Origin of the sequence: Pseudomonas sp. Irchel 3A5, from assembly GCF_900187575.1 — a bacterium.
Lineage (GTDB): Bacteria > Pseudomonadota > Gammaproteobacteria > Pseudomonadales > Pseudomonadaceae > Aquipseudomonas > Aquipseudomonas folii.
In genome coordinates, this window is sequence record NZ_FYDU01000004.1 from 65,904 (window position 1) to 80,251 (window position 14,348).

13 protein-coding genes and 1 pseudogene are annotated in these 14,348 nt (G+C 55.4%); 7 read left to right on the forward strand and 7 right to left on the reverse strand.

The window, feature by feature from the left end; all coding sequences use genetic code 11:
* Positions 1-203 precede the first annotated feature (203 nt).
* From CKW31_RS07240 to CKW31_RS07260, 5 genes and pseudogenes are all read left to right on the forward strand, one after another.
* Positions 204-3,032: a DUF2339 domain-containing protein gene (locus CKW31_RS07240; protein WP_256582511.1), complete on the forward strand. Its 2,829-nt coding sequence runs from the start codon at positions 204-206 to the stop codon at positions 3,030-3,032.
* Positions 3,029-4,399 (forward strand): annotated as a pseudogene (locus CKW31_RS07245) (DUF3999 domain-containing protein); the annotation flags it as partial. The gene CKW31_RS07240 and the pseudogene CKW31_RS07245, both read left to right, overlap by 4 nt.
* 503 nt (positions 4,400-4,902) lie before the next feature.
* Positions 4,903-5,685, forward strand: a complete 783-nt coding sequence (locus CKW31_RS07250) for a hypothetical protein (protein WP_095093694.1) — start codon at positions 4,903-4,905, stop codon at positions 5,683-5,685.
* Positions 5,686-5,690: 5 nt separating this feature from the next.
* Positions 5,691-6,491 (forward strand): hypothetical protein, encoded by an 801-nt coding sequence (locus CKW31_RS07255; RefSeq protein ID WP_095093695.1) that lies wholly within the window; start codon positions 5,691-5,693, stop codon positions 6,489-6,491.
* A gap of 86 nt (positions 6,492-6,577) precedes the next feature.
* Positions 6,578-7,330, forward strand: a complete 753-nt coding sequence (locus tag CKW31_RS07260; RefSeq protein WP_095093696.1) for a hypothetical protein — start codon at positions 6,578-6,580, stop codon at positions 7,328-7,330.
* A 67-nt stretch (positions 7,331-7,397) separates the two neighbouring features.
* Here the strand turns inward: CKW31_RS07260 and CKW31_RS07265 are convergent, their stop codons facing one another.
* A complete protein-coding gene (locus CKW31_RS07265; protein ID WP_256582513.1) occupies positions 7,398-7,697 on the reverse strand; it encodes a lysozyme inhibitor LprI family protein in 300 nt (99 codons plus the stop codon).
* 230 nt (positions 7,698-7,927) lie between these two features.
* On the opposite strand from CKW31_RS07265, the gene CKW31_RS07270 reads away from it, so the two are divergent.
* Positions 7,928-8,329: a hypothetical protein gene (locus tag CKW31_RS07270; protein ID WP_095093698.1), complete on the forward strand. Its 402-nt coding sequence runs from the start codon at positions 7,928-7,930 to the stop codon at positions 8,327-8,329.
* Complete coding sequence (locus tag CKW31_RS07275) at positions 8,329-8,805, forward strand: hypothetical protein (protein WP_095093699.1); 477 nt, start codon at positions 8,329-8,331, stop codon at positions 8,803-8,805. The genes CKW31_RS07270 and CKW31_RS07275 overlap by 1 nt, the downstream gene beginning before the upstream one ends.
* 689 nt (positions 8,806-9,494) lie before the next feature.
* Here CKW31_RS07275 and CKW31_RS29770 read toward each other — a convergent pair.
* The 6 genes from CKW31_RS29770 to CKW31_RS07310 form a co-directional block, all read right to left on the reverse strand.
* Positions 9,495-10,427 carry a hypothetical protein gene (locus CKW31_RS29770; protein ID WP_176469817.1) on the reverse strand — a complete coding sequence of 311 codons (933 nt, stop codon included), beginning with the start codon at positions 10,425-10,427 and terminating at the stop codon, positions 9,495-9,497.
* 109 nt (positions 10,428-10,536) lie between these two features.
* The gene (locus CKW31_RS07290; RefSeq protein ID WP_095093701.1) at positions 10,537-11,016 is read right to left on the reverse strand and encodes a DUF192 domain-containing protein; all 480 of its coding nucleotides are present in this window, start codon (positions 11,014-11,016) and stop codon (positions 10,537-10,539) included.
* Between the two features lie 6 nt (positions 11,017-11,022).
* Entirely contained in the window at positions 11,023-11,415 is a 393-nt protein-coding gene (locus CKW31_RS07295) for a hypothetical protein (protein ID WP_095093702.1), read from the reverse strand.
* A gap of 32 nt (positions 11,416-11,447) precedes the next feature.
* Positions 11,448-11,876 carry a DUF4189 domain-containing protein gene (locus tag CKW31_RS07300; RefSeq protein WP_095093703.1) on the reverse strand — a complete coding sequence of 143 codons (429 nt, stop codon included), beginning with the start codon at positions 11,874-11,876 and terminating at the stop codon, positions 11,448-11,450.
* A 144-nt stretch (positions 11,877-12,020) separates the two neighbouring features.
* Complete coding sequence (locus tag CKW31_RS07305) at positions 12,021-12,557, reverse strand: hypothetical protein (RefSeq protein WP_095093704.1); 537 nt, start codon at positions 12,555-12,557, stop codon at positions 12,021-12,023.
* Positions 12,558-12,728: 171 nt separating this feature from the next.
* Positions 12,729-14,348: a DUF2300 domain-containing protein gene (locus tag CKW31_RS07310; protein WP_095093705.1), complete on the reverse strand. Its 1,620-nt coding sequence runs from the start codon at positions 14,346-14,348 to the stop codon at positions 12,729-12,731.

The window sequence follows — 14,348 nt, forward strand, 5'->3', positions numbered from 1 at the left end:
CACGGCGGTATAGTACAGGTGTACTATTTTTTACGCGCTCGAAACACTTTAAGTTATTGAAAATAAGTGCAGATTTCAAACATAAGGCTTATCCATAACTTTCAGGCGACGGCTGGCAGATTTTTGACTGCCTCGTCACGTACTGACGCTTAATAGTGAGCGATCAATGCGCCCCTGTTGCTGATCAAAAAGGATGTTATTGAGTGCTGTCTCTTCTTCTGGAAATGGGTCTGGGGATAGCCGATTTTCTCAATGATAATCCGGCGTATCTCTGGGTCATTGGCGCCCCTCTGTTACTGCTGGGCCTGGGCGTCTGGCTCAATCAGCGTGTCACAGCGCTGAGTCTGGATTCTGCCCGGCAAAGCGAACAGCTGGCGCAAGCGCAGCAGCAGATTGGAACCTTGCAAGCACGCATCTCTATGCTGGAGTCGATGCCTGTACAGGCATCGGATTCGCCAGGGCCAGCCGCAGCATCTGCGCAGCTTTCTGACACTACTTCCACTTCTGTCAGCCAGGCGCCTGAGACGGAGCTCGTCTGGGAGCTTCCTTCGCAAACACCGGACTTACCCGTAGAGCCTGCAGCGCCCGTTACCAGCCAGCTGGCCGCTCGACCAGCACCACCAAACCCCGCCATGCCGAACGTTATAAACGTCGCTTTCATGACAGCGCGTGACTGGTTATTGGGCGGCAATACTGTGCTGCGAATAGGGGCTGTGGTGCTCTTTTTGGGGCTTGCCTTTCTATTGCGTTACGCCACCGAAGGCGTTGTGGTGCCAATCGAAACCCGATACGCAGGGGTTGCTGGCAGCGCAATCGCGTTGCTCGGCCTCGGCTGGTGGCTGCGCCACCGCAAACCAGCCTTCGCGCTGATGATGCAAGGCACCGGCGTCGGCGTGTTGTACCTGACCGTCAGCGGTGCCATTCGCGTGCATGAGTTACTGGACCCGACGCTGGGCTTTGCGCTGTTGGTGGTCATCATGCTGTTCTCCGCCATGCTCGCGATTACTCAGAACTCTCTGGCGCTGGCCTGTGCGGCGACACTGGGCGGTTTTGCCGCGCCGATTCTCTCCTCCACGGGCCAGGGCAGTCATGTCACGCTGTTCAGCTATTTCGCCTTGCTCAACGTCGGGATTTTCGCTATCGCCTGGTTCAAGACCTGGCGTGTGCTGAACCTGATCGGTTTTTTTGGCACGTTCGGGATTGGCGTGGCATGGGGGTTGTGCTCCTACACCCCGGATCTGTTCTGGAGCGTCGAGCCGTTCCTGATTCTGTTCTTCCTGATGTATCTGGCCATCGGACTTCTGTTTGCCCGACGCAAACTGCAGGAGCTCAGCGATGCCCCGACAGACGCCGGCCGCGAGGCGATGCTGCAATGGTCCCGACGTCAGGGTGACTACGTCGACGGCACGCTGCTGTTGGGTACGCCGCTCGTGGGCTTCGGTTTGCAATACGCACTGACAGCCGATCTCGAATTCGGCTCGGCGTTCAGCGCCCTGGCGTTGGGCCTGCTTTACATGGGAATCGCCCGCCTGCTTTCTGGCCGGGCACCGGGACGTGCCTTGCTGCTGGTTGAAACATGCCTGGCACTCGGCATCGTGTTTGCCACCCTCGCTATTCCGCTGGGGCTGGGTGCGAAATGGACCACCAGCGCCTGGGCCATCGAAGGTGCGGCAATCTTCTGGCTGGGTATGCGTCAGCAACGTCTGCTGGCTCGTGGCTTTGGGGTGCTGCTGCAAATAGCTGCAGGTCTGGCATTCGTCGGCGTGATGACCACCTGGTACTTCCCTTCAACAAAAGGGGGGGATTTCTGGACGCCAATGATCATCGCCCTCTCCGGCTTGTTCAGCGCCCTGCAGGTGCACCGCATCAAGACTTTGCGCTACATGAACGAGAAAGCACTTTCCGCGATATTGCTGCTCTGGGGCGGTGCATGGTGGGGAACGTCGTTACTCGTAGCGAACATGCACCTGGCACCTCATACCCTTTTCGCTTCGCTGCTACTGCTGTCAGTCGCGATCAGTGTCGGTCTGTGGACTATTGGGGCGAGACATTGGCGTTGGCCCGGCCTGGCTGCGCTATGCCTGGGGCTGACACCAGCCAGTTGGCTTGTACTTGTCTTCTCGGTGACCGAGTACACACACCCGTTTGCACATTGGGCCTGGGTGGGATGGAGCGCATTGCTGATGGTGCACATGCTGTCATTGCGCCGCCTGGCGGAATTGCTGCCTCGCAGGGCAGTGACGGGTGTCCACATTCTTGGGGCCTGGTTATACATAGTTCTGCTCAGCATTGAACTGAGATACGGCTTAGATAACCTTTTCGATTCCAATGCTGATTACAGCGCCTGGTTTTCCCTTGCGGGCTCGCTGATCCCCAGCCTTTACCTGATTGCCATGGCCGCGAGCCGTCGCTGGCCATGGCCGGTTGACGCGTATCCAAAGGCTTATCGCGTTTGGGCCGCCGTTCCCTTTGTCCTTTGGTCGCTGGGGTGGTTCTGGTTGATGAACTACTACAGCAACGTCAAAGCCGACCCGCTGCCTTACATACCACTGCTCAACCCTCTGGATCTGGGCCTGTTGTTTGCCCTGCTGGGGATCGTGAACTGGATCCGTCATAACCTGCCGCTGATTGGTATTGAGGCTAAACATGCCGAAAGACTGGCGATCATTACGGGCGGTGCTTCGTTGTTCGCCCTGATCACCGGGATGGTGTTTCGCAGTCCCATCGATCCCACGCTCCTGCAAGCGGCACTCTCTATCGTCTGGACGCTTATAGCACTGGCGCTAATGATTAGCGGCCACCTTCGCAGGCAGCGTGAAGTATGGATTACCGGCGCAGTGCTGATCGGGGTCGTGGTTGCCAAGCTGTTCCTGATAGAGCTGAGCGACCGTGGCGGTATGGCGCGGGTCATCTCCTTCATCGGGGTCGGCATTCTGCTATTGGTGGTGGGTTACTTCGCCCCTCTTCCGCCAAAAAAGACTACAACGCAAAAAGCTGATTCAGTTGCCGGCAAGCCGGATCTGACACTATGAGGAGCGCACTCTTGAGTTATAAGCAGCTGTTCCGGCTAGCCCTGTGTGGTGTCGCATTGCTTGGCTCGACACTTGCCAGTGCAGATGACAACCAGGCAGATTTCGCCAGCAAGACCCCCTTGAAACTAAGCGGTAACGGCCCGTGGTATCGAATTGAACTGCCCATGAATGTGCAGCTCAATTCTCGACAGCAGGATCTGGGTGATCTGCGCATTTTCAATGCCCAAGGACAGGCTCAGGCGTATGCCCTCGACCGTAATCCGCCTCAGGCGAAGCAGTCACAAGCGCCGACGATGGTGAAGTGGTTCCCTCTTTACAACCGGGCGGACGAGCTCGACAGAGCGCCCAGGATCAAGGTCGAGCGCAGCGCCACGGGTACGCTCGTGGAGGTTCAACCTCAGGATGGCGCATCCCCGGATGAGCAGGTCTTGCGAGGCTGGCTGCTGGACACCAGCACCATCAAACAACCTCTGCAAAAACTGATTCTTGACTGGGATAGCGCTCAAGACGGCTTTCAGCGTTTCAGCATCGAAGCCAGCGATGATTTGCAGAACTGGAGTCCATGGGGCACGAGCCAGGTAGCGCGTCTGTCATTCGACGATCAAACTGTAGAACAGCGCGAGGTCACCCTGCCCGTTCGCACCGCACGTTATCTGCGCCTGATCTGGAGCTCCTCGGCCGAAGCACCGATGCTCACGTCAGCGCAGTTGGTGACGGTGAATACCGACACCCCACCTTTACCGCTTGCCTGGTCGGAGCCCGTGACTGGCAGCGTTGAAAAAGCTGGCAGCTATATCTGGCAATTACCGAATGGCCTGCCCGTCGAGCGCCTGCAAGTCGATATGGCCCAGGCTAACAGCGTCGCCCCGGGCCGCTTTTACGGTCGAACGGACAGCAAGGCACCCTGGCAGGCCATCGGCAATGGCCTGCTTTACCGGCTGACGCAAGACGGTAAGGACGCTGTCCAGAATGAAGTAGAGACCAACGGCACAATCGTGCGTCAGGTAAAACTCGAACTCGACGAGCGCGGCGGCGGACTGGGCTCTTCGTCGCCCACCTTGCGTTTCGCGTTGCGCGCGCCGCAGGTGGTGTTTCTGGCACGGGGCGACGGTCCGTTTACCCTGGCGATTGGCAACGCTGCAGCAAAACCCGCCGATTTACCGATTGCGACGCTGATCCCGGACTTCACCCCGCAGAGAATGAACAGTCTGGGTCGCGCTGAAGCCGACAATACGCAGGTCAAACTGATCCCGATGTCACCGGATGACGCATCAGGTATCGACTGGAAACGTGTCGGGCTCTGGTCAGTGCTGGTTCTGGGCGTGATGCTGCTCGGCTGGATGGCATTCAGTACGCTGCGCGCTTCGCCGTCAAAGGCCAGGACCGGCTCTGCTGACGATGAATCCCCTCCTCTGCTGTTCACAAGAGCGCCATCGGGTGAATGGGAAGCTCTTGAGGGTTATTATCAGGCGCGATTTGAGGGCACGCGCGTGGGTAATAACGTCTACCTCAATGTGAATGGCAAACCGGAAGCATCGGTTTTTGTCTGGTCAGAATTGAGCCATGACAATGAAGTTCGTGGTCGTATGTGGACACTGGGGGCGAAGCCTGAATTCGGCCAGTTAAAAGTGGGTCATCACACGTGCGATACGATATTCCTTGCGCTGGCCAAGGCCGTCAGTGAGACCGAGAACGTTACGATAGTTTATGACCCTGCGATACAAAACACCGTGCTCGATCGCTGGGGGCCGTAACCCGGTTCATGGGTCAGTGGATCAGTTAATGCAGTCGCGCTGTTACAACGCCATAGGTGTTATTCACCGCAGAAAAACAACCGGATAGAGCTTTTATCCTCTGTGAAGAAATTTGAATGAATCCGCTCAAGATCCTGACAGCGTCATTTCGCCTGCTATTCCGTAACGCCGGTAGTATCGCGTTGCTGTGCGTGCCACTTCTGGTGGTAGAGATGTTCATAAGAGATATCAGTAGAAGCCTACTGGGTATCGATAACGACTGGGCATGGCAAGCGATAATCGGCACAGTCATCCCGCCGCTTTACACCGGATTGCTGCTGCTCATTCTCGATGCGCGCAGCCGGGACGAGCCACTGGCCAAAGCCGGCTTACTGTCCAAAGCAATACGCCTGTGGCCAGCACTGGCTGTGCTGTCTGCGCTCGACCAGATGCTGATCGTCATTGCCGGTCTGGCGTTCATTTCTGCTGATACGTGGCTAAAGATCATCCTTGCCACCGTTCAGTTCATCCCTCCCGGGGTGTGGGCGGCATTTAAGTGGGCAATGTTTTTCCTGGCACTGTGGGTAATGATGCGACTGATGTTTAACCAGTGCCTGGTGCTATTTCGGGGACTCTCGATAAAAGCATCAATACGCGAAAGTATCATCCTGTCCAGAGGGCTGCTATGGCCGGTAGTGGCTTGCCTTGCGTTATTACTGGCCCCGGTGTTGCTGGCTATTCTTATCATATTCATTCCGCAGCCCGACTGGGCGGCAGACGTCATGATTGCTCTTCAGCAAGACAGTCCAGGTAGCGTCACGGCCTATTCGATATTCGCGGGTTTTATCCGGCTGTTTACGACCATTGTGGTATTTCGCTTTTTCACAGTGGTCGCCGAACAACCAGGCAATAAGGAGTGATCCGTATGGCGCCTTTGGACATTATAAAATCTTCATTTGGCCTGATACGGCAAAATGCCCTGAGCATCGCCGTATTATGCCTGCCAGTGCTGTTAGTAGAGATGGGTTTAAGGCAGCTCATCAGAAGCCAACTGGGGGACGAAAATGCGTGGGCCTGGAGCGCGCTGATCAATACAGCCTTTATACCGCTCTATGCGGCATTTGTGATTCTCACTCTGGAAGCTCGCAGCCGCGAAGAACAATTAGGCAAGGCTGAGTTACTGTCCATCGCGCTCCGCCGTTGGCCCTATCTGGCGGCGCTTTCAGCGCTCAATGAGTTGCTGTACATACTCGGTGATTTGCCGTTCATGGGGGAGCACGAGTGGAGGCAGCTCATGTTCAATACCTTTGACTACCTGCCTACCCAGTTCTGGCAAACAGTCAGATATTTGCCTTACCCTTTCGCAATCTGGCTGATGATCAGACTGACCCTCTGCCATTGCCTGGTATTGCTGAGGGGCCGTAACTGTGTCGCCGCGATACGTGAGAGTTTTCTCATGATGAAGGGGGAATTCTGGCGAGTGGTGGGCTGTATCCTGTGGGTATTCATTCCGTATCTACTGGTCACCTATTTTATTATGCTTCAGTGGCCCGGCCTTTATGTCAGTTTGCTGCATGAAGATATTTTAGCCCCTCAACATGGAGCGGCACCCAGCATGATTATGTTATGGAGCGAGAGCTTTGTTTTGAAAATACTGGTCGTGGTGGTGTCATTCCGCCTGTTTACGCTGATAGCGGGTACTCAGACAAGAATGCCTTATCGGTAGATCGAGCAGCTTCAAGATGTGAGCAATAATGGGACGGTCTCCGCTGGCGCTCATTTTTCTTACCTTTATTAATGGACTACAGGTCGATGCGTAAACTTGCCGCTTTACCGCTGCTTTTCTTCCCATTGCTTGCGTTACCGTTGTTTGCCTCGGCGAACTGTGCAGACAATATTCGGGGATGGGCCAAGACGCTGCGCCCGGACTTGAAGCTCGACAGCGAGCACGCGGTGTGCAAAATCAATCCAGCCAACTCCAGCCAGGTTCTGGCCGCTCTGCCCTTTGCCGAAAATGTCACCGAGGATGGCCAAGGCGACTATGGCCTCGGTGTAATCGTCGCGAACGCCAGCAATGGCAAGATCATCTCGCAGCACTATCAAGCAGCTGCGATCAGCTCAGACGCCATCTATTTTTCCGGACTGGAACTGGATACTGCCCGTTATCAGTTGGCACCGAAGCTGCGAGCGTTTGGTGTGCGAGTGACCTACGGCGGCTCGTCGCGCCCCAATCCGTTCGAAAGTAAAGTCCTGACGCTGTACGCAGCGCTGCCAGGCGCTCAATTGCAGCCGGTGGTGAGCGGGCTGGAGGTCAAAAGAAGCAACGGTGAATGGGACACTCGTTGCGCCGGCGAATTTACCGAGACGCAGCGCACGATCTCCATCTCGGACAAAAGCAATAAAGGTCTCGCGGCCCTGGAAATCGAGCAGACAGTCATCGACACCCAGAACCGGCCCAAGGGCGAAGAGTGTGAAAGGATCTCAGCCAAACCGGCGGTTACCCGTTTTACGCTGGAATATGACGGCAGCCAGTATCCAGTGCCGAAAGAGCTGTCTTCTCTTTGATGAACATCGGCCCTACCCCGAATGGGGCCTTCGCACCCGTTTCGACACGCCATCAGGGCATTTCAGTTCACTCGCCGGTTTCAGCAAACCACTTGAGTTCCCCGGTTCTGTCGATGGTCATGGTCAACATGCAGCCAGCGCCGTTGATCTGGTCCATGGTGCCGCCCGAAAAGTTGTAATACATGAAGCAATTGGCGTCTCGGTATTTGACCCATAACCGTTGCGCATCGCGCAGTTGTGTTTTTTGCTCGTCCGACAGTGCGCCCATCGCGGCTTTGTAGGACTCATTCAGGCGGGTATTCTGTAACGCCAGTTCCTTGTTATTGCAGTCGTTCAGGTTGGAGGTAATACCTTCAGACTTCTCCACGCAGGCATCATATTCAGGGGAATATTTGTCTTCCGCAGATGCATGCAGGGAGAATACAACGGCGCACAATACAGCCAGGCATCGCATCATGACTTAAATCCGGTTCAATGAGGGGGTTCAACAATCAAGCTTTTCCTAAAGCCAAAGGCTTTTCAATAGTACAGGTGTAGTATTTCTAATTCGTCGAAAGCCCCTTTATTGTGTCGATCACTATAGAAAGAGGCAGACAGATGAACAAAAGGATTGGCCTGTGCTTTACAAGCGCCCTTCTCCTTGTCTTTACCCTGCACGCGAATGCTGGAGCCGACGATATTCCGCCCGGCTATTCCGATTTCGGGTTTGCCGAGCGCTGCGACGATGAAAGTGCAAAGTTGACCACGCTCGAAGATATCGCCTGTTCAAGCGAAAGCCTAAGAGCGCAGGAAAACAAAATGTTGTCTTTGGTTGAAGACGTGAGGGCTGAAACCAAAGGGGTCGATGGTGAGACCGGTAAGGCGCTGGACCCCATGGGCGCACAACAGAAGGAGTGGCGCGATTCACTGGCCCGCGCGTGCAAGGATGCCGTCTGCCTCTCTGTGGCTTACGCAGCACGCATCGCAGCAATCCACAAAGAATGGTCGGAGGCGCTTTGATGAATACACTTGCTCACTGGCGAACCCACGCAACCGCCCTGCTGGCAGTTTCGATTATTTCCACCGCGACGCTGCAAAGCCCGGTGTCCCTCGCTGCGGATACTCAATCGCCGACGGCAAGCGTGGCGACGTGTCCGGCTCAGGATTTCGATGGCTTCCTGAAGCGCTTCGCCAACGACATCGAGGTACAGAAAGCGTTTGTCAGTACGCCGTTGCAGAGCGAGTACATCGATCCTGAAGCACAACCGGAACCTCGTCCTGTCTCTGAGCTACTGTACAAGTCCCAACTGCAGTTTCCACTGATGCCCAGCGATCAACAGCAGCACGATCAAGGTTTGACGCTTGCCAAGCGGCTCAAGAGGCCGGATCAGGCAGTGATCAAACTGACTAAAGCCGACACGGGCTACCAACTCTCATTATTCTTCAAGCGAGAAGCCTGCTGGATGCTATACCGCATTCAGGATGAGTCGCTGTAACCCATACTCTCTGCCGGACCTATAGAAAATTATCTATACCGCCCTATTCAAGATTGCATCAGTGTAAAAGCGCATAGTACATCCGTACTATTGCGCGACTGATGAGATGAAACTTAACCTGACAGTCATAAACAAACGAATTATTCCATTTGATCGTCGGCAAGTTGACACAGACCTCATGGCGTCCTTTGTGCAGACATTGACCGTGGTGTTAAATACCGGTCACACGTGATGTCGACATTGAGGAGATGGCCAACCGTATGGATTCATCTAAACGCGTGCGACTCACCTTTCAATATACGGTAGGCCCTGATGACCATACCTTATCTCCCACTGCAGGCATGGAACAAGCACTGGAGACTCAGGGGCGAGTCAGTGTACTGCCAGCACTGTGGTTATTCACAACACCTTATTGATCCCCACCCGTTCAAACATGCGCCACACTGCCCGCACTCTTCATTGCTTTATCAATCACCTGGGCGTGAGTTAGGTCAGATTATTGAGCAAAAGATAAAGGCAGGGTTGTTCTGAATAACGGCTGGCCTGAAGATCCCGGCGTCCATCGCTGTATAACCATGCCGTGTTGGAGCGAGGCTTGCCCGCGAAGAACGATAATGTGTTGGGCCTGACTGACCGAGTTGACTGGTTCGCGGGCGAGCCTCGCTCCAACAGAAGCAGAATTCAGTTTCTCAGGGCAAAGTTCTGGGACTTGCCCGAACGCCCGGACTCGCCTCCTGCGGTTTGTCTGTCCACGTCAGGAGTTTTGACAGGGTTCCATAGGGCGTAGCAAAGCGTTGGCAAGACGCCTCATCGGTCGCATCAGATAGTCTCGCTGACTGGGTTGCGCCCGTACGCAGCGCCTTCAACCATTCCTTGGCACGGCGCTTGTCCTGATCAGCCAACGCGTACCGGCTATAGTTCAGTTGCGCGTGAGCATTGCGAGTAATGGTGTCAGCGTCAGCCTGATCCAACACCCGACATAACTGACCGATCATAACCAATCGCTCAAGCCGTACGGTGTTCATGACCTCGCCCTGCCACTTTTTCCACGAGAGCAATCGCTGAACATCAGCCGGCATTGTTCCGCCTGACGCGACTGCACTCTGGATGTACCTAATTTCCGGATCTGTCGCGTGCCAGGCAAACCACTCACTTTCCGTGCGGGGCAGCCATTTACCCCATTGGGTAAATAACCGGTCATCCTCAGCACTGTCACCACCTACAGGCGTGCACACAAACGTATTCAGTTGCGAAGGACGGCACTTCCAGGTGGCTTCGCTGAGCGCCCGCTCACTTACGACACTGACAATGCGGGCGGTATTCGCGTCTTTGCCGACAAGGCCAACCAATAACCGTGGCGGCTTTGAATGATCAGCCTGGTTGTCTGGTTTATATTCGCAGACAGTCGTGATCGGCGATAACTTGATGTCAGCGGGCGCACAAGGCAGCTCGTCCAGTTCGGTGACGTCGAACCACAGCTCCATGAAGTCGCGCATTTTACGCGATGTCCACGCAAGATCCTCTGAGCGGAAATCCTCCAGTGCTGCCATGGGATCAATGGGCTGCTCTACGGGCGTCAGCGCCATAGCCGGAGCAAGTGCGCTGCTTAGCCACAGAGTCAAGACACACGCTGCTCTGCGTCGTGCAATATCGAGGACGCCCGCAAACATAGTTGATCTCCCACTGTTATTTGCTTAACGAATTATGGTTCTTCGTGTCCTAATAGCTGCGCTATCCGGCTTGACGCTTGACTCGACATTCTATGTTTTCAAGCCTTGAACCCACCGCAATCCCCTTTCGCTCAAACTGCCCCTGCATCACCTCCAGCGCATATTTGGCAGGCTGCCCGGACAAGTGATAGTCCGCAGAATCCGGCTCCATGTCCTCCATCTTGAACACCCTTCGATCCTCGCCAATGTAAGCGACGGACAAAGGCACCCATGTATTGCGCATCCAGAATGAGAGTGTTCCCGCTGAGTCGTAGGCAAACAGCATCCCGGGTCCTACATCATCGCGATAAGACAGCCCTTTGGATTGCTGCGGCCAGGTACGCGCGACCGGTACGCCAGCAAGCTTGATGTTTCCGGTGAATGTCAGGTCGCACAGTTCTGTTATTTCGGCTGCCGTAGCCAGTGGTGCGTTCAGCGCACCTGTCAGCAGCAAACCAGCAATTGCCCTGAGGGCTGCGGTTTTCAAAGCGTTCGCAATCATCAAAGGTCACGGCTTTGGCAGATATATTATCTGGACCGGCGCATTGTACTTTGTGTAAGACCCCGTGGGATCCACGTTCGGTTTCAAACCCGGGTACCACGCCCTGAACTGTGTGTCCGACAGCCATTCAAGTTGCAACTGTTCGACTGCCAATCCGGGCGGGCTCGCTTTGAATCCTGTAAAGGACTGCACCTGTGAATGGCATTCTTCCGATACGCCCGCTTCGAGAATCCTCACCTCCAGTTGCTCGCCCCACGTGATGGATCCGGTTTCAGGACAGCTTCGAACCTGGGCGTGATATTTGCCATTGGGTGAAGGAAGATCGTAAACGATTTTGTCGGGCCCGCAGGCTGTCAGCAGGACAGACGATGCGAGTAAAAACAGGGCAGTCTTCTTCACGGTGCTACTCCAGGTTCAATCAAGCGCGACATTTAATTTTTTTTGTACCTCGGCTGAGTACATTCCGTGAATACCAGATTACATTCTGATTTTTTGGCATTGCGCTTACAGTAGCCCATCGACTTCTCTTGCGCCGTCAAGGGATCGTCTGCGGTGAAAACAGCATTTACGCTCCCGTCTTCTGACTGGACCGCTGCCACACACTGATCGGAATAGGTCGCGACGAGAAAGCAATCCGTGGCGCCCGCTGATTCGCACCGGCCAAGAACATCCCGTTTGGCGTATTCCGCGCTTTGCTGTTTAGTGGTCGTCCAGATCTTGTCGAGTTGGCCCGAGGTCATGACCGCGCCCCAGGTACTGACCCACTCTCCAGATTTCGATCCTGAAGTATCGGAGTCAGGCCCACATGCAGCGATCAGCGCGATTGACGACAGTAGCAAACAGCGCTGCAAGTTATCCATTCAGCGTCCTTACAGGGGTAGCAAGCGAGATGAAAACAATTGAACAGCATGTCGAATAAAATGAAACAGTAAAACCCTACGGCACATAGAAATTTTTTACAGTGCGGGATTCGCAAATCCAAGACCACAAGCCTGAACTAAAGATTACTCAGCCAACTTACACAGAACACAATTTTTCTTGAGCTCACCACTTCCAAAAAAAGCATCCATAAAACCACAGTTTTCGACCTCGTAATCCACTACGATGTCTTGAGAGTCAGCGGTGACGTTGACGGAGCAATACTCTCTCCACGTTTGTTGTTGGTAATGATCGGTAATTTGTAGATACCCGGCGCTCCGGTCATGAGTGGCGCCCATGTATTTATTCTCCGAAAACGTACCCTTATATCGCCTCCATCCATAGTTGGTGTTCGTTGGATTTTCACTATCAGGCTGTACCCATTCCGGCGGCCCGCCCATCAGAGGCGCAAGTTTTGCGATGACCTCACTGACATCTTTACCCTGGGCATCTTTTACACTACTGAGCTCCTGACTCGGAATCGAAGTACACCCCACCAATGAAGACAGCAAAGCGGCGACAAGCGCATGTTTTGTGGCTGCGCTTTTTAAAACTCTGAAAGCGGCTGTCTGGGCGGAAAGCTCTATCCGCGGCTCAGACCTTTCATTCATCATGCTTGTCATACACCGTCTCGTTCAAAATTACTGGAATGGGTGGAATCGTGAAAAAATCATATTCGACGCTCTGAAGTTTTTCGATAGTACAGGTGTACTATCGGCTTTCTCGTCGTGACGACGAGCCGTAATCAGTGCGGGATAGTTTGTGTGGCTGTTGCCGGTAATTTAACGGGCGTGCTATTCCAGCAAAAGACTACGGGCGAGCCCTTCGATATATGCTTCATCCTGGCCATTGGGATGTGCCTTGAACGCCAGGTGCAGGTACTCGTGCGTCAGGTCGAGACGGTCTTGAAGCGACAGCACGCCACGTACGTAGATCCGGTTGCGCTCGCGGTCGACATGGGGATTACCGAAAGCCACACGGCATACGGCAAAGGTACTGACTTCGTTGTAACCCACCTCCCCTTCGAGCCGTTGACGCCAGGCCCGGCGCTGTTTTTGCAGCCACTCCTGAGCGTCGGGCAATGCTGTGCAGGACGCGACCGGATTGTCCCAGCGGGCAAGACTCGCGTCTGGATAGGCGTGCGACAGGATGGCGTCGTAACGCTGACCAGCATTGGCTTGCTCGACCGCTTGCTGCCAGGACAATTTGTCGGCATCCGGTTGCGTCAAGTGATAGGTGACATTCGTGCCCACGAGGATCAGGTCGCTGGTCCACGCGGCGATACGCCGTGAATCGGTACTCGCCGGGCGCGGCGCGACACGCTGTCGGTTGCTGCTGTCATCGATAGTCAGACATTCACCCGTGCGGCCGGCGTTTTGCAGGAGGTAAGTGCGAATCGCGACGGCCAGCGCCTTGGCGGCTTCGGCCGGTTCTGCGCTGGCTTCGCGTTGCAGCACGCGCGCCACATATTCTTCGCGGTCCAGCCGGGCGACGAGTTTGTCCTTCACCAGAAAGAGTTCGCCGTCGCTGTGGATGTCCAGTTGGTTGCCATTCAAAAACTCGACGCGATAGTCGCCCAGCAAGGGGCCTGACTCAACGGCGCGGCCCGCCTTGAGCACATGCCCGATCGGGTAACGTGAGAACAGGTCGACTTCCACGCAACGTCCCGGCTCGGCTGGCCAGCCTGCGGGCAGGACCGACGCCAGAGCCTCGTTGTAATTGCGCAGGACCGTCTGACTGGTGCCGCGCCCCTGCGCCCAGATGGGTGTGCCATCCACGGTCCAGCCGGCAAAACCGCCCTCCCGTTGCGCAGCGGCTTCGTCGGCAAACCAGCTCCAGGTTTTGATCCGCAGAAGACCACCCAGCGCGCCAACGACATTGCCGTCCGCCGCGCCCAGCACCACATCCAGCAGCACCCGTCGTGCCTGATCCTGTGCCGGAAGCGTGCCGAGCGTTTCCAGTAATTGCGCAACGGGAACCTGGGTCTGTGGCTGCAGTGTCGAAGTGCTGAGCAGCCATGGCGGTGCTTTGCGCGCTTGCCAATAGGCCCGCCATTCAGTCTCTGAGATGCGGAGACGCTGTGGCTCAAAATACAAACCACAGGATTTCACCAATGCCTGATCGCGACCGATGCTGCCATCGGCCGTGCAGCAATAAACTTCTTCCTTGGACTGCCCTCGGCACTCATAGGCGGGCTCGGTGGCGCCGGTGTCTACCAACCAGGCGTAGACAAACAACTTCCACAGACTGCCCAGCGGGGCCTGTAAATCCGAGGGCAACGGTGCTCGCGAAACGAGCCCGGTGCGGTTGAGGGACAACAGCTCTCCCTTCAACGCAACCTGAATCGGGTCCTCCTGCGCCGAGGTCAGCGCAGGGAGTATAAACAGCACCAGCCAGAGCCAGCGTGAACGCAC